Origin of the sequence: Ensifer sp. Root1252, assembly GCF_001425885.1 — a bacterium.
GTDB lineage: Bacteria > Pseudomonadota > Alphaproteobacteria > Rhizobiales > Rhizobiaceae > Ensifer > Ensifer canadensis.
In genome coordinates, this window is sequence record NZ_LMDT01000009.1 from 38,602 (window position 1) to 61,811 (window position 23,210).

General features: G+C 61.7%; 25 protein-coding genes. 6 read left to right on the forward strand and 19 right to left on the reverse strand.

Annotated elements, in window-relative coordinates; genetic code table 11:
* Positions 1 to 2: 2 nt before the first annotated feature.
* The 6 genes from ASD02_RS11140 (at position 3) to ASD02_RS11165 (ending at position 8,812) form a co-directional block, all read left to right on the forward strand.
* Positions 3 to 887, forward strand: coding sequence for an ABC transporter permease (locus ASD02_RS11140; RefSeq protein WP_025428122.1), 885 nt, complete (start codon positions 3 to 5; stop codon positions 885 to 887).
* Positions 884 to 1,753 carry an ABC transporter permease gene (locus tag ASD02_RS11145; RefSeq protein ID WP_025428123.1) on the forward strand — a complete coding sequence of 290 codons (870 nt, stop codon included), beginning with the start codon at positions 884 to 886 and terminating at the stop codon, positions 1,751 to 1,753. The genes ASD02_RS11140 and ASD02_RS11145 overlap by 4 nt, the downstream gene beginning before the upstream one ends.
* A gap of 97 nt (positions 1,754 to 1,850) precedes the next feature.
* Entirely contained in the window at positions 1,851 to 2,843 is a 993-nt protein-coding gene (locus ASD02_RS11150) for an ABC transporter substrate-binding protein (RefSeq protein WP_025428124.1), read from the forward strand.
* 536 nt (positions 2,844 to 3,379) lie between these two features.
* Entirely contained in the window at positions 3,380 to 4,567 is a 1,188-nt protein-coding gene (locus ASD02_RS11155; protein WP_025428125.1) for an efflux RND transporter periplasmic adaptor subunit, read from the forward strand.
* A gap of 14 nt (positions 4,568 to 4,581) precedes the next feature.
* Positions 4,582 to 7,896, forward strand: coding sequence for an efflux RND transporter permease subunit (locus ASD02_RS11160; RefSeq protein WP_025428126.1), 3,315 nt, complete (start codon positions 4,582 to 4,584; stop codon positions 7,894 to 7,896).
* 235 nt (positions 7,897 to 8,131) lie between these two features.
* Positions 8,132 to 8,812, forward strand: a complete 681-nt coding sequence (locus ASD02_RS11165; RefSeq protein WP_025428127.1) for a Crp/Fnr family transcriptional regulator — start codon at positions 8,132 to 8,134, stop codon at positions 8,810 to 8,812.
* 201 nt (positions 8,813 to 9,013) lie between these two features.
* Here the strand turns inward: ASD02_RS11165 and ureG are convergent, their stop codons facing one another.
* The 19 genes from ureG to livM form a co-directional block, all read right to left on the reverse strand.
* Positions 9,014 to 9,634 carry an urease accessory protein UreG gene (gene ureG, locus ASD02_RS11170; protein WP_025428128.1) on the reverse strand — a complete coding sequence of 207 codons (621 nt, stop codon included), beginning with the start codon at positions 9,632 to 9,634 and terminating at the stop codon, positions 9,014 to 9,016.
* Positions 9,635 to 9,764: 130 nt separating this feature from the next.
* Positions 9,765 to 10,436, reverse strand: a complete 672-nt coding sequence (locus ASD02_RS11175) for an urease accessory protein UreF (protein ID WP_025428129.1) — start codon at positions 10,434 to 10,436, stop codon at positions 9,765 to 9,767.
* Entirely contained in the window at positions 10,429 to 10,902 is a 474-nt protein-coding gene (gene ureE, locus ASD02_RS11180; RefSeq protein ID WP_025428130.1) for an urease accessory protein UreE, read from the reverse strand. The genes ASD02_RS11175 and ureE overlap by 8 nt, the downstream gene beginning before the upstream one ends.
* 1 nt (position 10,903) lies before the next feature.
* Positions 10,904 to 11,200: a putative quinol monooxygenase gene (locus tag ASD02_RS11185; protein WP_057206526.1), complete on the reverse strand. Its 297-nt coding sequence runs from the start codon at positions 11,198 to 11,200 to the stop codon at positions 10,904 to 10,906.
* A 94-nt stretch (positions 11,201 to 11,294) separates the two neighbouring features.
* On the reverse strand, positions 11,295 to 11,834 hold the full coding sequence (locus ASD02_RS11190; protein ID WP_025428132.1) for a peroxiredoxin: 540 nt from the start codon (positions 11,832 to 11,834) through the stop codon (positions 11,295 to 11,297).
* 195 nt (positions 11,835 to 12,029) lie between these two features.
* Positions 12,030 to 12,680, reverse strand: coding sequence for a TIGR02117 family protein (locus ASD02_RS11195; protein WP_038577388.1), 651 nt, complete (start codon positions 12,678 to 12,680; stop codon positions 12,030 to 12,032).
* 64 nt (positions 12,681 to 12,744) lie between these two features.
* A complete protein-coding gene (gene ureC, locus ASD02_RS11200) occupies positions 12,745 to 14,457 on the reverse strand; it encodes an urease subunit alpha (protein WP_057206528.1) in 1,713 nt (570 codons plus the stop codon).
* Positions 14,458 to 14,461: 4 nt separating this feature from the next.
* Complete coding sequence (locus ASD02_RS11205; RefSeq protein WP_025428135.1) at positions 14,462 to 15,109, reverse strand: hypothetical protein; 648 nt, start codon at positions 15,107 to 15,109, stop codon at positions 14,462 to 14,464.
* Between the two features lie 2 nt (positions 15,110 to 15,111).
* Complete coding sequence (locus ASD02_RS11210) at positions 15,112 to 15,528, reverse strand: lysozyme inhibitor LprI family protein (protein WP_057220864.1); 417 nt, start codon at positions 15,526 to 15,528, stop codon at positions 15,112 to 15,114.
* An 8-nt stretch (positions 15,529 to 15,536) separates the two neighbouring features.
* Positions 15,537 to 15,842, reverse strand: coding sequence for an urease subunit beta (locus ASD02_RS11215; RefSeq protein ID WP_025428137.1), 306 nt, complete (start codon positions 15,840 to 15,842; stop codon positions 15,537 to 15,539).
* Positions 15,843 to 15,861: 19 nt separating this feature from the next.
* On the reverse strand, positions 15,862 to 16,116 hold the full coding sequence (locus tag ASD02_RS11220; RefSeq protein WP_025428138.1) for a DUF1272 domain-containing protein: 255 nt from the start codon (positions 16,114 to 16,116) through the stop codon (positions 15,862 to 15,864).
* Positions 16,117 to 16,128: 12 nt separating this feature from the next.
* Positions 16,129 to 16,431 carry an urease subunit gamma gene (locus ASD02_RS11225; RefSeq protein WP_025428139.1) on the reverse strand — a complete coding sequence of 101 codons (303 nt, stop codon included), beginning with the start codon at positions 16,429 to 16,431 and terminating at the stop codon, positions 16,129 to 16,131.
* A 25-nt stretch (positions 16,432 to 16,456) separates the two neighbouring features.
* Positions 16,457 to 17,290 carry an urease accessory protein UreD gene (locus ASD02_RS11230; protein WP_025428140.1) on the reverse strand — a complete coding sequence of 278 codons (834 nt, stop codon included), beginning with the start codon at positions 17,288 to 17,290 and terminating at the stop codon, positions 16,457 to 16,459.
* Between the two features lie 117 nt (positions 17,291 to 17,407).
* The gene (locus tag ASD02_RS11235) at positions 17,408 to 18,382 is read right to left on the reverse strand and encodes a D-glycerate dehydrogenase (RefSeq protein ID WP_057206530.1); all 975 of its coding nucleotides are present in this window, start codon (positions 18,380 to 18,382) and stop codon (positions 17,408 to 17,410) included.
* A 226-nt stretch (positions 18,383 to 18,608) separates the two neighbouring features.
* Positions 18,609 to 19,727, reverse strand: a complete 1,119-nt coding sequence (locus ASD02_RS11240) for a branched-chain amino acid ABC transporter substrate-binding protein (RefSeq protein ID WP_025428142.1) — start codon at positions 19,725 to 19,727, stop codon at positions 18,609 to 18,611.
* A 115-nt stretch (positions 19,728 to 19,842) separates the two neighbouring features.
* Positions 19,843 to 20,187 carry a DUF6867 family protein gene (locus ASD02_RS11245; RefSeq protein ID WP_025428143.1) on the reverse strand — a complete coding sequence of 115 codons (345 nt, stop codon included), beginning with the start codon at positions 20,185 to 20,187 and terminating at the stop codon, positions 19,843 to 19,845.
* Between the two features lie 24 nt (positions 20,188 to 20,211).
* The gene (locus ASD02_RS11250; RefSeq protein ID WP_025428144.1) at positions 20,212 to 20,937 is read right to left on the reverse strand and encodes an ABC transporter ATP-binding protein; all 726 of its coding nucleotides are present in this window, start codon (positions 20,935 to 20,937) and stop codon (positions 20,212 to 20,214) included.
* Entirely contained in the window at positions 20,934 to 21,821 is an 888-nt protein-coding gene (locus tag ASD02_RS11255) for an ABC transporter ATP-binding protein (protein WP_025428145.1), read from the reverse strand. The genes ASD02_RS11250 and ASD02_RS11255 overlap by 4 nt, the downstream gene beginning before the upstream one ends.
* The gene (gene livM, locus ASD02_RS11260) at positions 21,821 to 23,206 is read right to left on the reverse strand and encodes a high-affinity branched-chain amino acid ABC transporter permease LivM (protein ID WP_025428146.1); all 1,386 of its coding nucleotides are present in this window, start codon (positions 23,204 to 23,206) and stop codon (positions 21,821 to 21,823) included. The genes ASD02_RS11255 and livM overlap by 1 nt, the downstream gene beginning before the upstream one ends.
* Positions 23,207 to 23,210 lie beyond the last annotated feature (4 nt).

Consider the following 23,210-nt stretch of genomic DNA (forward strand, 5'->3'; position numbering starts at 1 on the left):
CGATGAGAGAAGAAAGCTTCCTCAGGGACAAGCTCTTGCCAGTCGGCACCGTCGTCGCGCTGTTGATCGTGGTCTGGTACATTGCAGTCGTGTTCCTGAACGCGCCGTTCGAGCGCGACACCGCTGCCCGCGCCGGCACCGAGATCAGTTTCTCGCAGATCGTTCACAACACCATGGCGCAGGAGCGCCCCGTTCTGCCGGCACCGCACCAGGTTATCGCCGAGATCTGGGATACGACCGTCAACAAGCCGATCACCTCGAAACGCAGCCTGGTCTATCACGCCTGGATCACGCTTTCGGCCACTCTGCTCGGTTTCGGCATCGGCGCTGTACTCGGCATTCTCCTGGCCATCGGCATCGTGCACAACCGCGCCATGGACCGGTCGCTGATGCCCTGGGTGATCGCCAGCCAGACGATCCCGATCCTCGCCATCGCGCCGATGATCATCGTCGTCCTCAACGCGATCGGCATCTCCGGGCTTTTGCCGAAGGCGCTGATCTCGACCTATCTCTCGTTCTTCCCCGTGGTCGTCGGTATGGTGAAGGGCCTGCGCAGCCCCGAGGCGATCCAACTCGATCTGATGCACACATACAATGCCTCGCAAGCGCAGGCCTTCTGGAAGCTGCGCTGGCCGTCATCGATGCCCTATCTCTTCACCTCGCTGAAGGTTGCCGTCGCAATTTCGCTCGTCGGCGCCATCGTCGGCGAACTGCCGACAGGTGCCGTAGCCGGCCTCGGCGCGCGCCTGCTCGCCGGTTCCTATTATGGCCAGACGGTGCAGATCTGGTCGGCGCTGTTCATGGCGGCAGCGCTTGCGGCGGTGCTGGTCATGATCGTCGGCTTTGCACACACCGCCGTCCTGAAGCGCATGGGGGCCAAGCCATGAATCTTCCGATCCTGATTGGTGCCGTCGTCTTCTGGCTTGCGGCCTGGGCCTTCAACGAATGGCTGGTGCGCCAGCGGTTTCAAAGCGAAGCCGCCAACCGGGCCGCACATTTCGCCGTACCGCTCCTCTTCGGCATCACCCTGCTGGTGCTCTGGGAAGGCATCGTGCGCGGCTTTTCCGTACCCTCCGTCCTGCTGCCGGCACCGTCGATGATCTGGCAGCGCCTGATCAACTCGCTGCCAACACTGGCGGCAGACTTCCGCCAGACATTCCTGAAGGCGGTGCTAACAGGCTATGCCCTCGGTTGCGGCCTTGGTTTCGTCGTCGCCATCCTCATCGATCGCTCGCCATTCCTGCAAAAGGGGCTGCTGCCGCTCGGCAACTTCGTCTCGGCGCTGCCGGTCATCGGCGTTGCGCCGATCATGGTCATGTGGTTCGGCTTCGACTGGCAGTCCAAGGTCGCCGTCGTCGTCATCATGACGTTCTTCCCGATGCTGGTGAACACCATCGCCGGACTGGCAGCGTCCAGCCACATGGAGCGCGACCTGATGCGCACCTATGCCGCCTCCTGGTGGCAGACGCTCGTCAAGCTGCGCCTGCCGGCCGCCTGGCCGTTCATCTTCAACGCGCTCAAGATCAACTCCACCCTGGCGCTGATCGGCGCCATCGTCGCCGAATTCTTCGGGACACCCATTGTCGGCATGGGGTTCCGGATCTCCACGGAAGTGGGCCGCATGAACGTCGACATGGTCTGGGCCGAAATCGCCGTCGCGGCGGTGGCAGGTTCGGCCTTCTACGGGGTGGTGGCGCTCATCGAGCGCGCCGTCACCTTCTGGCATCCTTCCATTCGCGGAGGGCGCGCCTGAGAACACCGTGGAGCAATTCCAGGAAAAGTGTGAAACGGTTTTCCGTCCCGAATTGCCTACTTCAAACACAATGAAACAAAAACAAGAGGGAACTGACATGAACAAGAGACTTGCATCGCTTCTCGCCGCAGGCGTCTTTTCGCTCGCAGCATTCCATGCCGAAGCCGCCGACAAGGTGACACTGCAGCTGAAATGGGTCACGCAGGCGCAGTTTGCCGGCTACTACGTCGCCAAGGACAAGGGCTTCTACGAAGAAGAAGGGCTCGACGTCGATATCAAGCCCGGCGGCCCGGATATCGCGCCCGCGCAGGTGATTGCCGGCGGAGGCGCCGACGTCGTCGTCGACTGGATGCCGTCAGCCCTTGCCACCCGCGAAAAGGGCGTGCCGCTCGTCAACATCGCTCAGCCGTTCAAGAAGTCGGGCATGATGCTGACCTGCCTCAAGGAGAGCGGCGTCACCAGCCCGGACAAGTTCAAGGGACACACGCTTGGCGTCTGGTTCTTCGGCAACGAGTATCCGTTCCTGTCGTGGATGTCGCATCTGAAGATCCCGACGGACGGCGGCCCGGAAGGCGTGACCGTCCTGAAGCAGGGCTTCAACGTCGATCCGCTGATCCAGAAGCAGGCGGCCTGCATCTCGACCATGACCTACAACGAGTACTGGCAGGTCATCGATGCCGGCATCAAGCCGGACGATCTCGTGACATTCCAGTATGAAGACCAGGGCGTGGCGACACTCGAAGATGGCCTCTACGTGCTCGAAGACAAGCTCAAGGATGCGGCCTTCAAGGAAAAGATGGTCAAGTTCGTGCGCGCCTCGATGAAGGGCTGGAAGTATGCCGAACAGAACCCGGATGAAGCAGCCGACATCGTTCTCGAGAATGACTCAACCGGTGCCCAGACCGAAAAGCACCAGAAGCGCATGATGGGCGAAGTGGCCAAGCTGACCGCCGGTTCGAACGGCGCCCTGGATGAAGCCGACTACAAGCGCACCGTGCAGTCGCTGCTTTCGGGCGGTTCCGATCCGGTCATCTCCAAGGAGCCGGAAGGCGCCTGGACGCACGAGATCACCGACGCCGCGTTGAAGTAGGAAGAAAACAAACCGAATGACAGAAGAGGGTCGCGCGACAGCCATCGCGCGGCCCTCTTCCGTTTGCGTGCAGGCCTTTCATGGCCCGCTAAGGTTGCCTCGAATTTCCGGGCGTGGGGGTGGCAATTCGGGGCCAACGGGCCGTTGATGCGCCTCGATTGTCAAGATCGTGTCGAGATTGCAACCAAGATTGCAGAACGGAAGAAATATTGAGGAACCATCACTTCACCGCACTTGTAAGCAGATGATGTGAAGATTACATAGGCGCGGATGTTTGTTGGAGGCAAGCAACACGGAGGAGTTGATTTTTCCGAATAGTTTGCCTGCGGGAGCCTCTCCCCGTCCTGCCCGCGCTCACGGTCTGATACCGTGCGAGTGGCGCATGAATGAAAATGGCCGTGCGCCTATGCCTTGTTTCGCTTAATCCGCGAAGACAAGCGTCGGCGAAACTGAAAATCGCTTGATTGCATTGGGATCCGGCCTGCGAAGGCACAGTTCCTTTTTATGTCGTTTCCGTTGCCAGGATTGTAAAGCCGATGGCTCAGAAAGTATTACCTGCTCTCAGCGTTTGCGTTGCGATGATGATTGCTCCGTTTTCAAGTGCATTTGCCGAGGAACCAGCCAAGGCGCAGCCCGCGCAGAGCCTGCCGTCGATCGTCGTGACCGAGGCAGTCGATCAGTCGATCAGCGATCGCGTCGTTGCAACCGGGACGATACAGGCGGTTGAGCAGATCTATGTCGCGCCGCTGGTCGAGGGCTTGTCGATCCGCTCGCTCAATGTCGATATCGGCGACAAGGTCGAAGCAGGCAGCGTGCTGGTGGTTCTCAACGACGACGCGCTGCGGCTTGAAAAGAGCCAGCTCGAAGCGGCGCTCGCCAAGGCGGAAGCCGGGCTGGCGCAGCTCACCGCTCAACTTAGCGAAGCAAAGGCCAATTCCGAAGAAGCGACACGCGTCAGCGATCGCAACGCGGAGCTTGCCAAGAACGGCACCGTTTCGACGGCGGAAGCCGATCGCGTCCGCGCTCTTGCCGCGGCCACCCGTGCCCGGGTCCGCTCCGCCGAACAGGCCGCTGCGGTCTCCAAGGCCGATATCAAGGTGGCGCAGTCCCAGATCGACGACATCGATCTTCGCCTCACCCGCACCGAGGTCAAGGCCCCGGTCGCCGGCGTCATTTCCGCCAAGAACGCCAAGATCGGTGCGATCGCCAATGGCAGCGGCGAACCGCTGTTTGCGATGATCCGCGATGGCGCGATCGAGATGAAAGCGGATGTCGCCGAAGCCGACATCATCAAGCTTGCCGTCGGCCAGCCGGCGACGATCACGCTTGCCGGCGGGAACACCAAGGTCGAGGGCGCCATCCGCCTGATCGCCCCGACGGTCGATCCCGTTTCCCGGCTCGGCACCGTGTTCATCAGCCTCAAGGACACCGCCAAGGCACGCTCCGGCATGTATGCCAGCGCCATCATCACCGCCGAAGAGAAAACAGCTGTCGTTCTGCCGCAAACGGCGGTTACCAATGAGAACGGCAAGACCATCGTGCGCAAGGTCGACAACGGTGTGGTCAACATCATCCCGGTGACGACCGGCATCTCCGATGGCAAGTTCGTCGAGGTGGTCGAGGGGTTGAAGGCCGGCGAAGAGGTTGTCGCCAGGGCCGGCGCCTATGTGCGCGACGGCGACCGCATCAACCCCGTCAAACCAGCGCAACCAGCGACCAACTGACAGGAACCGTGACCATGAACTTCTCAGCCTGGTCCATCCGAAATCCGATCGCTCCGATCCTCGCCTTCTTCGTGCTGCTGGTGCTCGGCTATCAGTCGTTCTTCAGCCTGCCGATCACCCGCTTCCCCAACATCGACGTGCCGATCGTGTCGATCAGCGTGGCGCAGAGCGGTGCCTCGCCGGCCGAACTCGAAACCCAGGTCACCAAGGAAATCGAGGACGCGGTCGCCAGCGTCACCGGCGTCGACCATATCCAGTCGACGATCAACGACGGCACATCGACCACGGCCGTGATCTTCCGTATGGAAGTACCCACGACCCAGGCCGTCCAGGACGTCAAGGACGCCATCGACCGCATCCGCGGCGACCTGCCCACCTCGATCGAAGAGCCCATCGTCTCCAAGGTCGACGTCGAAGGCCAGGCGATCCAGAGCTTCTCCGTCTCTGCACCGGGCATGTCGCTGGAAGAACTCTCGTGGTTCGTTGACGACGTCATCAAGCGCGAAATTCAGGGCAAGAGCGGCATCGGCCGGGTCGATCGCTACGGCGGTGCCGACCGCGAGGTTCGCGTCGAGCTTAGCGAGGACAAGCTGAATTCGCTGGGGATCACCGCCGCCGACGTCAATGGCCAGCTTCGACGCATGAACATGGACCTGGGCTCCGGCCGCGGTCAGGTGGGCGGCAGCGAACAGGCGATCCGTACGCTCGGCGACGCCCGCAATGTCGACCAGCTTGCCAACACGATGATCTCGGTGCCAAGCGGTCGCTTCGTGCGTCTTTCCGAACTCGGCACCGTGACCGATACCTATGAGGAGCCCCGCTCCTTTTCGCGCTTCAACGGCAATCCCGGCGTCACCTTCGCGGTCTTCCGGGCCAAGGGTGCCAGTGAAGTCAGCGTTGCCGAAACCGTTGCCAAGTCGCTGGAAAAGATCCGCGCGGCCAACCCTGACGTCACCATCGAGATGGTCGACGATTCCGTCTACTTCACCTACGGCAACTATGAAGCGGCCCTGCATACGCTGATGGAAGGCGCACTGCTTGCCGTCATCGTCGTCATGCTGTTCCTGCGAAACTGGCGCGCCACGCTGATTTGCGCCGTCGCCCTGCCGCTCTCGGCGGTACCGACCTTCTGGGTCATGGAACTGCTCGGCTTCTCGCTCAATCTCGTCAGCTTCCTGGCGCTGACGCTGGCGACCGGCATTCTCGTCGATGACGCGATCGTCGAGATCGAGAACATCGAGCGGCATATCCATATGGGCAAGTCGCCCTATCGGGCGGCGATCGAAGCAGCAGACGAAATCGGCCTTGCGGTTATCGCGACCACGTTCACGATCATCGCGGTGTTCATACCGGTGTCGTTCATGCCGGGCATCGTTGGCCAGTACTTCATCCAGTTCGGCCTGACTGTCGCCGTCTCGGTGTTCTTCTCGCTGCTGGTTGCACGGCTGATCACGCCCGTCATGGCCGCCTATCTGATGCGTCCATCCAAACTTGATGGACATCATCTCGAAGACGGCTACCTGATGCGCAAGTATACGCGCCTGGTTCATGCAACCACGAAGCGCTGGTACATGCGCTACCTAACGGTGCTCATCGCCATCGGCGTCACCGTGGCCTCCATGGCCGCGCTGTTCCTGTTCGTGCCCGGCGGCTTCCTGCCCCCGGACGACACGTCGCGCGTCAGCCTCTCCGTCGAACTGGCCCCGGATGCCATGCTCGAAGACACGGACCGCACGACCGCGCAGATCTATGAGAGGGTCAAGGACCTCGAGGGCGTGGACAGCGTCTTCGTGCTCGGCGGTGCCTCACCCAAGGGCGACCTGGAACTGCGCCGGGCTACCGTGACGGTGCTGCTGGAAAAGCGCGACCACTCGCTTCTCAACAAGATCGTCAACGACGTCATTGGCGGCCTGCCGGTCATCGGCCAATACCTGCCGAAGCTTGAGCCAGATGGCCGCATCATTCCTCAGGCCCAGATCGAAAAGGAAATCTTTGCCCGCGTCCGGGATATTCCGGACGTCCGGGTCATCAAGCTCAACGACCGCGGTGAGCGAGAGCTGTCCTTCAACCTGCTCTCGAACAACGAGACGGATCTGGACCAGGCCGTTGCAATTCTCGAAGCCAAGCTGCGCAGCGATCCACTCCTGGCCAATGTCAGCCCTGACGGCGCCCTGCCCCGTCCAGAGTTGCAGATCCGTCCGCGTGACGAGCAGATGTCACGCCTTGGCATTACCACCGCGCAAATCTCGGAAGTCATCCGTGTTGCCACAATCGGCGATATCGACGCGGCGCTGACGAAGATTGCCCTCGATGGTCGGCTCATACCGATCCGCGTCCAGATCAACCGTGACTTCCGCACGGATATCGCCGCGATCCGCAACCTGAAGATCCAGACCGCTTCGGGCTTGACGGTGCCGCTGTCGAGCGTTGCCGATATCAACTATTCAGAAGGCCCGAGTTCGATCAAACGTTACGATCGCAACCGTGTCGTTGCACTTGGCGCCGATCTCCCGATCGGCGTGGCGCTGAACACCGCCTCTGCACGGTTCGAGCAGATTGCAAACGATGCCGAGATGCCGAGCACGGTTCAACTCCTCAAGAGCGGTGACGCCGAGGTCGAGGAGGAGATGCAGGAAAGCTTCGTCAATGCCATGCTGCTCGGCCTGATGCTGGTGCTGGTGGTGCTGATCCTGCTGTTCAAGGATGTGATCCAGCCCTTCACCATCCTGTTCTCGCTGCCGCTTGCCATGGGCGGTGTCGCTGCCGGCCTGATCCTGACGCAGAACTCGCTGTCGATGCCGGTTCTGATCGGTATCCTCATGCTGATGGGCATCGTCACCAAGAACGCGATCCTGCTGGTCGATTTCGGTATCGAGATGATGCACCACGGCATGGATCGCACGCAGGCAATGATCGAAGCGGGCCGCAAGCGCGCCCGCCCGATCATCATGACCTCGATCGCCATGTCGGCGGGCATGCTGCCCTCAGCACTCGGCGTCGGCGAAGGTGGTTCGTTCCGGGCGCCGATGGCGATCGCGGTCATCGGCGGCATCATCGTCTCGACGATCCTCAGCCTCGTCGTGGTACCGTCCTTCTTCCTGATCATGGATGATCTGTCGCGCCTGCTCGCCTGGATCTTCGGCCGCCTCGTCGGCAAGAAGGACGAGGAAAACCTGCCGCTCGACCGCGAGGCGTTGACCGAATTCGTCAACGACCAGGGCAAGACGATCGAGGGCCTGGAAGAGCGCCTGAAAACGATTGAGGACGGGCAGTCGAAAGGCAAGCAAACGGGCAAGGTAATCAATCATCCGGCGCTCGCTGCCGAATAGTGGCCAAAAATCACCTGAAAATCGGGCCCGCACCCACCGGTGCGGGCTTTTTTGTGAGAATTGTTTGATCGAGGTCAATTGACGTTTCAAAAGCCCGGTTACCCTGACACCAGAGCATTTCCAGGAAAGTGCGAAGCAGCTTTTCGTCGGGAGATGCGTAAAAACGGGGAGCAAGAGCGTTTTCGTGCTCCTTCTAAGGCGGAAACGCTCTAGACTTTACCTCAGGGCCGGTGTGATGAAGACCTTGCGATTGAACTCGAATGACAGAGCGGTGCTGCTGGGCTCCCGCTTCTTCGAGAAGCTGTCACCGACAGCATCCGATGCCGTTCTCGAAGGCGCCGTCGTAACGAACCACGAAGAACACGACATTCTGTTTCATCAGGACGAACCCATTGACAGCGTCTTCTGCGTCCTGTCCGGCCTTGTGCGCGTCTACCGGCTCGGCAAGGATGGGCGCGAGGCCGACATCGCCGTCTTTCCAAAGGGTGAGCTCTTCGGTGAAAGCGCCATGTTCCTCGGGCACCGCGCCACCGCCAACGCACAGGCCATCGGGTCCTCGACCATCGCCCGCCTCGACAGCCGCAATCTGCGCAAGCTCGCCGAGCAGCATCCGGATATTGCCCAGGCGCTGATGGAGCTGCTCTGCCGTCATGGCCAGATGGCCGAGGACTGCCTGGCAGAGGATCGTCTTCTGACGGCGCCACAGCGGGTCGCGAGCTACATCCTCGGTCACTGCCCGGATGGCTCGACGACCTTCTCGTTCCGGCTGCCGTTCCAGAAGAATGTGCTGGCGGGCAAGCTGGGCCTGGCGCCAGAGGCGCTGTCGCGGGCCTTTTCGGCTCTTCGCCGCTCCGGCGTCACCGTTAAAGGACGCATGATCGAGATCCACGACCGTCAGGCGCTGGAACGGTTCTAGAGCATTTCCAGGAAAAGTGCGAAGCGGTCTTCCGTCCGGAAATGCGTAAAAACAAAGAGATAGAGCGTTTGTGCGGTTCCGTCTAAATCGGAAGCGCTCTAGCTAGCGGTCGCAGCAGGCCACAACGCAAAAGCGGAATCTCGTCGCCCACGATCACGAAGGACGACCATTCCTCCCTGTGGCCCCGGCTCGACCCAGGCGCTACCTCGAGCTAAGCCCGCCATGCAGCGTCAGGAAATCGACGATCCGGTTGACGCCGTCGCCGCGTTTCATGTCGGTGAAGACAAAGGGCTTTTCCGCCCGCATCCGGGTCGCGTCACGATCCATGACGTCGAGGTCGGCGCCGACATAGGGCGCCAGATCCCGCTTGTTGATGACAAGCAGGTCAGATTTGGTGATGCCCGGCCCGCCCTTGCGCGGGATTTCCTCGCCCTGGCAGACGGAGATGACATAGATCGTCAGGTCGGCCAGATCAGGCGAGAAGGTGGCGGCCAGATTGTCGCCGCCGGATTCGATGAAGACGATATCGAGATCGGGAAAGCGACGGTTGAGATCGGCGATTGCCTGCAAGTTGATTGTCGCATCCTCGCGGATAGCCGTGTGCGGGCATCCGCCGGTCTCGACGCCGACGATGCGGTCCGACGGCAGCGCCTGCATGCGCACCAGCGCTTCGGCATCTTCCTTGGTGTAGATGTCGTTGGTCACGACCGCGACCGAGTAATTCTCCCGCATCGCCTTGCAGAGCTTGTCCGTCAGCGCCGTCTTACCCGAACCGACAGGCCCGCCGATGCCGACACGCAGGGGACCATTCTTCGATGCCATGTGACGTTCCTTTCTAGAGCATTTCCAGGAAAAGCGTGAAACCTTCTCCGCTAGGAAACGCGTAAAAACAAAGAGATAGAGCGTTTCCACGTCTCCGTCCGAACTGGAAACGCTCTATGGCCGCGCACGCTTACGAGCGGAACAGCCGCGAATGCAGGGTCTCGTGTCTGAGAGATGAAATATCGGCTGCGATCGTGGCCGAGCCAAGGTCTTCCAGCGATGCGGCGCTCGCCTTTCGCGCCACTGCAGCGATGGTCGGCTCAAGGGCTGCGATCAGCCCGACGCCGTCACGTTGGCCGGTGACGCCGCAGCGAATGGCCACCGATACGGCATTGGATACGGACGCATGCAGATAGGCGGCAATCGCCGGCTCGAGGCCTGTGGCGTGGGCACCCGCAACCGCACCGACGGCGACCGGATAGGCGGTTCTTTCTCCCAGCCGATCGAGCACGGTGTGCGGCCAATGCCGCGCTGCCGCCAGAAAGGCTTCGCCCTGCAGCATGGTTTCCATGTGCCGTTCGCAACTTGCCGCCATCGCCTCGGCAAGCTCGATCACGGATTGAAGCTGCACCGGCTCGCCGAAACCGCGATAGGCTTCGCCAAGCAGCACCGCATCGTTCCAGCCGGATCCGTGGCAAAGAAGCGTCTCCAGCCACAGCCGCAGGCTCTCGATATCGCTGACATGGCCATCGTGAACTGCCTGCTCCAACCCGTTCGAATAGGAGAAGGCGCCGACCGGGAAAGCCGGCGACAGCCAGGTCACGAGGCGAAGCAGCGCCTGCGTGTCGACCCGTTCAGCCATGGTGATGGTGGTGGCCGTGATCGTGGCCTCCGGCCGCGTGATAAGCGCCGCGCAGCGGATGGAACGGCTCGGAGATTTCGACGACCGCCGCCCCCAGCCCCTCAAGCATCGCCCGAATGACCGGATCGCGGGAAATCAGGATGCGGCCTGTCTCGATCTGCGCCGGGAGGTGGCGATTGCCCAGATGCCAGGCCAGTTCGACGAGATGCAACGGGTCGCGCGGACGGATCTCGTAAAGCGCTTCGGATGCCGCAACGATGCGGATATGACCGCCACCCTCGAGCACCAGCAGGTCGCCGTCGGCCAGCATCACCGCTTCCTTCAGGTCAAGCATGACGACATCGTCGTTTTCGAGATGCAGCAGCTTGCGGCGCAGATGCCGCGCATCGTGGGCCAAGGTGATGCTGTGCAACGGCGCCTCGTCCCTGGGTCCGGGCGAAAGTACCTCGGTCGACCGATAGGGCATCTCAGAGCACCTCGACCTTTTCCGGGTGCACGAGCTCGATGCGCGCTTCGACCAGCAGATCCGCCGTCGCGACCTGGAACGCCTTCAGATGCGGCTCGGCAAAATGGGCGTCGACCGCGGCCTTGTCCTTCCAGGTTTCGACAAACACCAGCGCGTCGGGATCGGCAGGCTTTTGATAGAGCTCGTAGCTGATGCAGCCTGCCTCCCGCCGCGTTCCTTCGATCAGGGGCTCGGCCAGCGCCAGGATTTCCACGCCCTTGCCCGGGTGCGCCGTCAGATATGCAATAATGTAAACCATTGAACCCTCGACATCTTTTCTGCCTGGCACTGTAGCAAGAAAAAACCCCGGCGCTAGCACCGGGGTTTCAAAAATCGATCCGTCGTCAGCCGGATCAGGCTGCGAGCTTCTGCGACTTCAGCGTCTCGAGAATGTTCTGCGGCGAGGAAACGCCGTAGGGATCGCTGTCGCAATTGTCGGAGTAGCCTTCCTCTTCGAACCACTGTTCGACGACACCGTTGTTGACAACGGCAGCATAGCGCCAGGAGCGCATGCCGAAGCCGAGATTATCCTTGGCGACGAGCATGCCCATCTTGCGGGTGAACTCGCCCGAGCCATCGGGGATCAGCTTGACGTTCTCGAGGCTCTGCGACTTGCCCCAGGCGTTCATCACGAAGGCGTCGTTGACCGAGATGCAGTAGATTTCGTCAACGCCTTCGGAGCGGAACTCGGCCGTCAGCTTTTCGAAGTCGGGCAGCTGGAAGGTCGAGCAGGTGGGCGTGAAGGCGCCCGGCAGCGAAAACAACACGACACGCTTGCCGGCGAAGTAATCGTCGGAGGAAACGTCGTGCCAACGGAACGGGTTGGAGCCGCCGACGGCTTCATCGCGAACGCGGGTGCGGAACGTTACGGAGGGTACTTTTCTGCCGAGCATGGTCATCTCCTTCAGTGCAGGCACTCGATTGCGAGCGGCCTTGGGAGAACAGTCGCGATCGAGGAAAATATCAGCTCGTTTCCTACCGGAAATTCCGCTGCGGTGCAGCACGAAAGGCGTCGATTCACACCCGCGCATGGCAGACATGCGACAAGCGCATGCCTGTGGCGATCCCGAACCGGCGCGGACAATGTCTCAGTTGTGTAGCCGCAGGGACAGGCCAAGAGTGGAAGGCAAGGGATTCCAGAACCCCGTCTGCAGTCCGGCTTCTCTCAATGCCCGCGCCGTCCAGGTGTTGCATCCAAACAGTGCATTGAAGCTGCCCTCCGCCTCAAAGAAGCGGTCGGCATAACCATAGGAAAAGCCCTCGATCGGAAAGACGGCGCCGCCGTTCCTGGCAAAGCTTCCGGAGATGAACGTCATCAGCTTCTCGAACTCGGCGCGCTTGAGGTCAACGCTCGTAACCGACGGCTGGGGTTCGACGATCGCCCCGGCAATATCGACATGCATAACGGAACGGTCGAGCGCCAGCGCCCTCAAGACCGGCATTGGCTTCAGCTCCGACCATGTCGGCGTTTCCAGGTAGAACGAGCGGCCACCCCAGCCGAAGATCAGCCATCGCGCCTCCGGGTGATCCAGAGGCACGCCTGCCTCGCCGGCGAAGGCAAACCGCGTCCGCGTCTCGTCATTGAGGGGAATGGCGATATCGGTGTGGATCGGACTGGCGAGGATCAGGACGCGTTCGCCGGCAACAGCCGGCTCAACCGCAGCGGCCGTGGCCGTCTTCGGCAACAGCGGTCGCGGCACGACCATCCCGAGGACGACTGCCAGGACAAGACCCGACACCCCGTAGGCGGTCCACTTGAAGGCCCGCCAGCTACCGCTTTTTCGAGACAAAATCGTTTGCCGCTCAGAACAGGAAATAACGCTGCGCCATCGGCAGAACCGTCGCCGGCTCGCAGGTGAGGAGCTCGCCATCGGCCCGCACTTCGTAGGTCTCCGGATCGACCTCGACATGCGGCGTCAGGTTGTTGTGGATCATCGATGCCTTGCCGATGCCGCCGCGGGTGTTCTTGACGGCGACGAGCTGTTTGGCAACGCCGAGCCTGGCCGCCAACCCGCCATCGAGCGAGGCCTGCGAGACGAAGGTGACGGAGGAGTTCGTGCGGCTCTTGCCATAGGCGCCGAACATCGGCCGGTAGTGCACCGGCTGCGGCGTCGGGATCGAGGCGTTGGGGTCGCCCATCGGTGCTGCGGCGATCGTTCCGCCGATCAGCACCATGTCGGGCTTGACGCCGAAGAAGGCCGGTTTCCAGAGGACGAGGTCGGCGCGCTTGCCGACTTCGAGCGAACCGATCTCATGGCTGAGGCCATGGGCGATCGCCGGGTTGATGGTGTATTTGGCGATATAGCGTTTGACCCGGAAATTGTCGTTGTCGCCGGTTTCCTGCGGCAGCGCGCCGCGCTGGCGCTTCATCTTGTCGGCCGTCTGCCAGGTGCGGATCGCCACCTCGCCGACGCGGCCCATCGCCTGGCTATCGGACGAGATGATCGAGAACGCACCGATATCGTGCAGGATGTCTTCGGCGGCGATCGTCTCCTTACGGATCCGGCTTTCGGCAAAGGCGATATCCTCGGGGATCGACGGCGACAGGTGATGGCAGACCATCAGCATATCCAGGTGCTCGGCCAGCGTGTTCTTGGTGTAGGGTCGGGTCGGGTTGGTCGACGACGGAATGACGTTCGGCTGGCCGCAGATCTTGATGATATCCGGCGCATGGCCGCCACCCGCCCCTTCCGTGTGGAAGGCATGGATCGTGCGGCCCTTGATCGCCGCGATCGTGTCCTCGACGAAACCGCTCTCGTTCAACGTGTCGGTGTGGATCATCACCTGCACATCGTACTCGTCGGCAACACCAAGGCAGCAGTCGACGGCAGCCGGCGTCGAGCCCCAATCCTCGTGCAGCTTCAGCGAGGTCGCGCCCGCAAGCACCATCTCGACCAGCGCGGCGGGCAGCGAGGCATTGCCCTTGCCGGCAAAGGCAAGGTTCATCGGGAAGGCGTCCGCAGCCTCGATCATGCGGGCGAGATGCCAGGGCCCGGGCGTGCAGGTGGTCGCGAGCGTGCCATGCGCCGGCCCCGTGCCGCCGCCGAGCATGCAGGTGAGCCCGCTCATCAGCGCTTCCTCGATCTGCTGCGGGCAGATGAAGTGGATATGGCTGTCCATGCCGCCGGCGGTGACGATCTTGCCCTCGCCGGCGATCACCTCGGTGCCCGGACCGACGATGATCGTCACGCCAGGCTGCATATCGGGATTGCCGGCCTTGCCGATCGCCGCGATGCGCCCGTCCTTCAGCCCGATATCCGCCTTGACGATGCCCCAGTGGTCGACGATCAGCGCGTTGGTGATCACGGTGTCGACCGCACCCGCCGCTCGCGTCACCTGGCTTTGGCCCATGCCGTCGCGGATCACCTTGCCGCCGCCGAACTTCACTTCTTCGCCATAGGTGGTGAAATCCTTCTCCACCTCGATGAACAGTTCCGTGTCGGCCAGCCGAACCTTGTCGCCGACCGTCGGGCCGAACATGTTGGCATAGGCCGCGCGCGACATTTTGTAGGGCATGGGTTCAGGCTCCTTGGGACAAGTCTGAAGAAGAAGGGGAAAGACGGCGAAGACGGCCCTCGGCCGCAAGTGCGTCGACGTACCGGCGCTCGGCGGCAAAGGGATGCCACTCCCAACCGACATGGCCGAAGCCAGCCAGAACGACCAGATCGTCGGCCGATGCAAAACCGGAAAGCACGTCGGCAATCACGACCATGCCGCTCGACGGCACGACATAAGGCGTGGGCGCGAACCGCGACAGATCCCGGTCCAGCTGCTCGTGCGCTGCGAGGGGGACGACCCGATGCACCCGGCCGGTCGCCGTTGTAAAACTCTCGAAACCGCAAGTGTAGTCGTCGCAGAAGTCGTCGAGATCCGGATGCGTTTCGGCCAGTGCCGCGCGCATGCCGGCAAACTTTTCAGCCGACCGAACGCTCCAGATCTCGCGTGCCTGCCGCACGGCGGCGCTGTTCTTCCAGCGCCCGCCACCAAGCATGGCAAGCGCCGGCCGGCCAGTATTGCAGACGGCGACGATATCGGTCCTCGCCCCGCCGGTGCCGACAGAACGGCAATCGTTGAAACGAATGACGACATCGGCCGTATCGATCGTTGCCGCAGCGCCTTCCGGCACTTCTCCATTCCCCACGATCATGATGGTGCGGCCAGACATCAGCGCTAGTTTTCCGTGGGCTCGAGCAGCTCTTTGAGTTCCGTGGTGCGGGCCGCAGTCAGCTGCGCCAGGCAGACGGATACCAGCATCGGCTCCATCGATCCGCCGCGCGCTTCGAAGCCGGCAAGCTCGCACTGGCCGTCGCGGTAGCCGATCCAGGCGCGCTGCGCCTTCTTCAACGCCTCCTCCGCGCCGACATAGTCGGCGCTGATGTCACCCAGTTCCTTGTCCTTGGCCCGCATCGCCGCAACGGTCTGCTTGTAGACCGTGTTGAGTTCAGCGTCGGCCGCCTCATAATCCTTGTTGGAGCAGATGTTCATATCCGCCTGCGTCATTGCATTGGCGCAATCGACATCATCCTCCTGCGCCAGCGCGGGCATGGCCGCCAGCAGCAAGGCGCTCGCGATAAGCGTCGTTCGCATCATCATGCTCAAAGCTTTCCCATGACCTGCTGGCGGAAACCAAAAACCTCGCGCTTGCCCGAAAGCGGGATGAGCGTGACCTGTCTTTTCTGTCCCGGCTCGAAGCGGACGGCGGTGCCTGCGGGAATGTCCAGTCGTTTGCCATGGGCGGCACTGCGATCGAAGTCGAGCCCGGCATTGGTCTCGGCAAAGTGATAGTGGCTGCCGACCTGCACCGGCCGGTCGCCGGTATTGGAGACCTCGATCGTCACCGTCTCAAGCCCGTGGTTGAGTTCGATATCGCCGCTTGCGGCAATGATTTCCCCTGGGATCATCTGAGTTCCCTCTCCCTTGTCAGGCCGCGTCGACGTCGGCGCAGCCGAGCGGCTTCAGCACCCGTTCGGTCGATGCCGGATATTTCACAAGCAGCGCGGCCGGGCGTACCGGGCGCCGGGTAAACTCGCCGCCGCAGTTCGGGCAGGTGCCACCGAGCGTGCCTTCGACACAATCGACGCAAAAGGTGCACTCGAAGGTGCAGATCATCGCGTCGCGGCTCTCTGGCGGCAGATCCTTGTCGCAGCATTCGCAGTTCGGACGCAGTGCCAACATGTCTCAGCCTCCTCAGCGGATCGGTTCGTGCACAGTGACGAGCTTGGTACCGTCAGGGAAGGTCGCCTCCACCTGGATGTCGTGGATCATCTCCGCGATCCCCTCCATCACCTGTGCACGGGTGATCACATGGGCGCCCGCCTCCATCAGCTCCGCGACCGATCGGCCGTCACGCGCACCTTCGACAACGAAGTCGGTAATCAGCGCGATCGCCTCTGGATGATTAAGCTTGACTCCGCGCTCCAGGCGGCGGCGGGCAACCATCGCAGCCATGGAAATCAACAGCTTGTCCTTTTCGCGCGGGGTAAGATTCATGCGTCGCCACCGGTTTGATTGTGGATTAGAGGACCCAGACTTTCGGCACTGTCTCTTGCTTGCGCAAGTGCGAAATGACCGGGATGAGGATTTTTCTGAGCGAGAAGCCGTCCGCGGCAGCAAAGCGCGCAACCAGCTTGTCGCGACCACCGAGCTTGATGTGGCTGACGCCCGCCCCCACTTGCGTTTCGAGGAGTGCGCGCAGCCGCGGCAGCAGCAATTCACAATCCGGTCCGGTGTAGAACAGCGTCGCAAATGCCACGCTGCCGCCGAGCACTGCAGTCCGGGCGACAAGAGCGGCGATATCATCGGCAAAGGTCAGGTTTTCGGCATGCAACAGCCGGCCGCCGACGCGAATGCGCCAGCGATCTCGCAAGAGGCCTGTCTGCATCGCTTCGCCCATCGCCTTGCGGCCGAGCAGCACGGCCTCGACGGCAAGGAACGTCGCGCCGTCCTCGAGCTCGACATCGAGCGAGCGTGTCAGCGATGCGCGGTCGAACAGGATCGTCTCCTGCGGCAGCCAATCGACGCGTGCGCCAGCCGCCACGTCGATGCGTGTCGTGACATCGACCGTGCCGGCACTCGCCTTGTAGATCTTCTCGCAGGCCTGCGTGGTGACGGTGAGCTCGGTCGCCGCACCGGCCTCGATCTCCCAGAGCATGCGGTCGCCGCCGGTGAGCCCACCCGACGAGTTGATCAGCACGGCTTCCATCGAAGTATCGAAGGTTTTCGGCAGCCGAATCTTTGCGCAGCCTTCCTGGTAAAGCTCGGCAACGCGCGTTTGACCGACGGCCACTTTCGCGACCAGTCGTCCTTTTCCGAACGCCCGCTGCGGGGCGATGATAGCCGCATTGCTCATGTTCATCGGCCGACATCGTCGGCATCCCGAGGCGCCAAGTCAAGCTATTGTTTTGCAAAGAAAATCGGCAAGGTGATTGCTTTATGGGCAGCGTTTGCCCATCAAACAGCCACCATCTCAGGCGACCCTATCCGGCGGCTCTCGCCCCTCGAAGAAGGCGGTGATGTTGTCGACCACCTTCATGCCCATCGCGACGCGTGTCTCCTCGGTCGCGCTGCCGAGATGCGGCAGCAGAACGACATTTTCGAGCGCCCGCAGGCCCTCCGGCACATTCGGTTCCGCCTCGAAAACATCGAGGCCGGCGCCTTTGATCACTCCGTTCTTCAGCGCCTCGATCAACGCCGGCTCGTCGACCACATCGCCGCGCGCGGTGTTGACGAGATAGGCGCCCTTTTTCATCATCGCCAGCCGCTCGGCATTGATGAGGTGCCGGTTCTCGCCACCGCCGGGGCAGTGCAACGAGACGAAATCCGCAATCGCAAGCACCTCGTCGACGGTACCGAGCTGGCGCGCGCCATAGCGTGCGGCTTCCGCCGCATCGACACGCGAGCGGTTGTAGAACACCACCTCCATGTCGAACCCGAAATGGCAGCGTTTTGCCATCGCCTTGCCGATGCGGCCGAAACCGATGATCCCCAGCGTCTTGCCGGTCACCTTGCTGCCAATCATGTGGGTCGGCCGCCAGCCGGTCCATTCGCCGGCCCTGATCTGACGCTCCCCTTCGCCCGCACGCCGCGCGACGGCAAGCAGCAGCGTCATGGCGATATCGGCAGTGCAATCGGTCAGAACGCCGGGCGTGTTGGTAACGGCGATGTTTGCGGCCTTGGCGGCGGCAACATCGATGTGGTTGTAACCGACACCATAGTTGCCGAGGATCTTTGCCCTGATGTCGCCGCCGTCGAACAGGCTTGCCGGCAGGCGGTCGGAGACCGTCGGCAGCACCGCGTCAAAGTCGCGCAGCGCCTTTGCCAGCTGATCGGCCGACATCGGTACGTCGCTCTCGTTCAAGACGACATCAAACCGCTCGGCCAGCACGCGCTCCACCGCTTCGGGCCAACGGCGGGTGACGAGAATGCGCGGCTTGGAACTCATGGGACAACCTCTAAAAACAGAATCGTTCGGCGATAGTGCACGAAATGACGGCGAGAGACAGCCCGCGCGGCCCAACGAAAGAGGCCCGGTGCAATGCCTTGCCGAGGCGAAGTCCGACGAGAATCATCGCAATCCCCGTTAACACCCGTCCAGAAACAAAAAGCCCGGCGATCGCTCGCCGGGCTTTCGAAGTTCTGACGTGGTTCAACGAACCTCGAAGCGAGATTTACTCGTTTTCGAAGTAGCTGTACTTGCCGTCTTCACCCTTCTTCCAGGTGTACATGACGTAGTCCGGACGGGTGATGTCGCCCTTTTCGTCATAGCCGAGTTCGCCAATTGCGGTCTTGAACGGGCCTTTGGCCTTGATCGCTTCGGCAACGGCCTGCGGATCGGTCGTGCCGCCAGCCTTGGCAGCTTCGGCGACAACCTGCAGAGCAGCGTAGGCGTAGAGCGTGTAGGCTTCCGGTTCGAAGCCGGCGGCGCGGAACTTCTCGACGAGTTCCTTGGCAGCCGGGTTCTTGCGCGGATCCGGAGCAAACGTCATCAGCGTGCCGTCAACAGCGTCGCCTGCGATCGAGGCCAGTTCGTTCGAAACGATACCGTCGCCCGACATCAGGGTAGCCTTGAGGCCCTGGTCCTTCATCTGGCGCATGATCAGGCCAGCTTCGGTGTGCAGACCGCCGTAGTAGACGATCGAGACGCCGGCTTCCTTCATCTTGGCGATGAGGGCCGAGAAGTCCTTGTCGCCGGTGTTGATGCCTTCATAGAGGGCTTCATTGAGGCCGGCTTCGTTCATCGACTTCTTGGTTTCGTCGGCAAGGCCCTGACCATAAGGGGTCTTGTCGTGAATGACGGCGATCTTGGCGTCCTTGTGGTTGGCGGCAAGGAAGGCGCCGGCAACTGCGCCCTGCTGGTCGTCACGACCGCAAGTGCGGAAGGTGTTCCAGAGGCCGCGCTCGGTGAACTGCGGGTTGGTGGAAGCCGGCGTTACCTGGAGAATGCCGTTTTCGGCATAGACTTCCGAAGCCGGGATGGACACGCCCGAGTTGAAGTGGCCGACAACGAACTTCACGCCGTCAGCGACGAACTTGTTGGCGACCGAAACGCCCTGCTTGGCGTCGGAAACGTCGTCGCCGAGTACAACCTTGATCTGTTCCCCATTGATACCGCCGGCAGCATTGATGTCTGCAGCAGCCTGTTCGGCACCTTTCTGCAGCTGTGCACCGAACGCAGCGTTCGGGCCGGTCAGCGGGCCAGCAACGCCAACGAGAATATCAGCCCATGCGGTGCCGCTGAAAGCGACCATTGCCGACAGCGCAACGGCCGACAGAAGAGACTTTTTCATTTTGTTACTCCCAATTATCCGAGCGGGTCTCGTTACCAACCTGCGCAATGCCCACCGTAATTCGCGCCGGTATTTCTTTCGCACCGGCCGCGGCGGCCGGCGCGCGCTGTTCCCATTATTTGGCTTTCCAGGAGAAAGGCGAAGCCTTCTCATAGAGCCAATAGTAGTTATTGGTCATTTGCTTGGTCCGGTAGTACCGGAAACCTGCGGTAGCAAACAACAAAAGTACGACCGTGTCCACGATATAGTAATGCAGACTGAACATCGTACCTCCGAACAGGGCGTGGTGCACGAAGCGGATCCCAAGCCCCAGCAGCGCCACATAGACGAAGAGGCGCGGAAGCTCCTCCCAGCCCTCGGCGACGCTCTTTCCCGTTCTCCACGCGGTCCAGCCGCCCAGAACACAGGTGATGAAAAGAAACTGCCAGACCGACACTTCTTCGTAGAGAATACCCTGCATGTCACAAACTCCAGATGCGGCGCATCAATGGCGGCCGCCTTCGAGATAGGCCGCGCGGACTTCCGGATTGGCGAGCAGTTCCTTGCCCGAGCCGCTCATCGTCACGCGGCCGTTGACCATCACGTAACCGCGGTCGGAAAGCTTCAAGGCGCCGAACGCATTCTGCTCGACGAGGAACACGGTCAGTCCCTCTTCCTTGTTCAGCTTCTTGATGGCTTCGAAGATGCCCTTAACGATCAGCGGCGCCAGGCCGAGCGATGGCTCGTCCAGCAAAAGGAGCTTCGGGCGCGCCATCAGCGCGCGGGCGATCGACAGCATCTGCTGCTCGCCGCCCGAAAGCGTACCGCCGCGTTGAGCCTGGCGCTCCTTAAGTCGCGGGAACAGCGAGAACACCTTCTCGGCGTCCTCGTTGAAATGTTTGAGGTTGTCGAGGCTTGCGCCCATCTGCAGGTTTTCGAATACGGTCATGCGCGGAAAAATGCGACGGCCTTCCGGCGACTGCGCGATGCGAAGACGCGCGATCTCGTGCGTCGGCATGCGGGTAATTTCCTCACCTTCGAACATGACCGCGCCGGTGCGCGCCTGCGGGCTGCCGCAGATCGTCATCATCAGCGTCGACTTGCCAGCGCCGTTGGCGCCGATCAGGCAGACGATTTCACCGCGATGCACTTCGACGTCGACGCCGTTCAGCGCCCGGATATTGCCGTAGTAGGTCTCGACGGCCTTTACTTGCAGCAGAGGCGCGCTCATGGCTTGGATCCTCCCTGTCCGCCTTCGATTTCCTCGATTTCTTCGATCACCTCTTCAACCTCTTCATCCTCGACACCCAGATAGGCCGCAATGACCCTCGGATCGTTCTTCACGAAATCCGGGTTGCCGTCGGAAATCTTCTGGCCGTATTCCAAAACGACCACGTGGTCGGAAATCTCCATCACCACCGACATGTCGTGCTCGATCAACAGGATCGAGGTGCCGGTTTCGCCGCGGATACCCTGCAGCAACTCGTTGAGCGCCAGCGATTCACGCGGATTGAGACCGGCTGCCGGCTCGTCAAGGCATAGGAGTTCCGGTCCGGTGCACATGGCGCGGGCGATTTCGAGCCGCCGCTGGGCGCCATAGGGCAGATCGCCGGCCGGGTCGTCGGCACGATCGACCAGCGACGCCTTTTCCAGCCAATGGCGGGCAAATTCGATCGATTCTTTCGAGGCCTGCTTGTAGGCGGGAAAGCCGAGCAGTCCGAGGAAGGTATAGCCCGACGCCTGCATCAGCTTGTTGTGCTGTGCGACCAGCAGGTTTTCCAGCACCGTCAGGCCGGAGAACATCCGGATGTTCTGGAAGGTGCGCGCGACCTTGGCGTGCTTGGTGATCTCGAAATCCGGCAGGCGCTCCAGCAGATATTCCTTACCGGACTTCTGCTTCATGGTGATCATGCCCATGGTCGGCTTGTAGAAGCCGGTGATGCAGTTGAACACCGTGGTCTTGCCGGCTCCGTTCGGGCCGATCAGCGCGGTGATGTCACCGCGATAGGCTTCGAAGGAGAAGTCGTTGATGGCCATGAGACCGCCGAAGCGCATCGACAGGTGCTCAACCGAGAGAATGGGATCTTTTGTCATTGTCGTTGTCTCGAGGGCCATCAGCCATGCCCTTCCTTGGTGAAGCTGCCGGAGATCGCCTTGCGTTCGCGCAGGAACGCTGTCGGCTCACGCGAGCCGACAAAACCGCGCGGCTTCCAGACCATCACGACGACCATCGCCAGGCCGAAGATCAGCATACGGTAGAGTTCAGGCGTGAAGTCCGGTCCGAAGATCGCCTTCAGGAAGGAAAGCTCGCGCAGGATTTCCGTGCCGCCGATCATCGCCACCGCGGCGATGGCGATACCGGTGAGCGAACCCATGCCACCGAGAACAACGATCGCCAGAATGACCGCGGATTCGAGGAACACGAAGGATTCCGGCGAGACGAAACCCTGGCGCACGGCGAAGAACGAACCTGCGATGCCGCCGAACATGGCGCCCGTTGCAAAGGCGGTAAGCTTTGTCGTGACCGTGTTGATGCCGAGCGAGCGGCAGGCGATCTCGTCCTCGCGCAGCGCTTCCCAGGCGCGGCCGATCGGCATCCGGCGAAGGCGGATGGTGACGAAGGCCGTCAGCATGCAAAGGCCAAGGATCAAATAGAACAGGAAGATCTTGTAGTAGGCCGACGACATGGGGAGCCCCATCATCGCTGCAAAACCATCCTTGGAAGCGTCGAACTTGATGCCGAACAGGGTCGCCTTGGCGATGCCGGAGACGCCGAACGTTCCCTTGGTCACTTCGGTCCAGTTTATGAGGACAAGCCGTATGATTTCCCCGAAGGCGAGCGTGACGATCGCCAGGTAGTCACCCCTTAGCCGCAAGACCGGGAATCCGAGGACCATGCCCCAGCAGGCCGAGAGAATACCGGCAACCGGCAGCAGAACCCAGAAGGAGAGCCCGAAATAAGTCGACAGCAGCGCGTAGGAATAGGCACCCACCGCGTAGAAGGCGACATAGCCGAGGTCCAGCAGACCTGCCAGGCCGACGACGATGTTGAGGCCCCAGGCGAGCATCACGTAGATCAGGATCTGGACGCCGAAATTGTCGACCCACTTCAGCGAGCCCTGCGCACCGACGAGCGCCACGATCACAGGCGGATAGAGAACGAGCGCAATGATCGCGATCTTCGAGAAATTGCGCTTGAAGAAGCTCTCTTCCCTAACGACCTCCTCCGCTTCGGCCTTGGCGGCCTTGCGGCGCGCCATTGCCGGCTGGATATAGGCGACCATCAGGAACCGGCCGACGGCGGCGACGATCACGAAGATCGCAAGCAGACCCCAGCGCTGGTTGAGGACCAGCTCGTTGCGAATGTTCTGGTCGCTCTTCAGGCCGACGAACAAGACGAAGAGGCCGAGAGAGATAAGGCCCGCGAAGACAGCCTCGCGCAGGGCCCGCGCCGTCAGATCACTGCCGGCGCTTGCAGATGTAGAAGCAATGTTTGCCATTGAT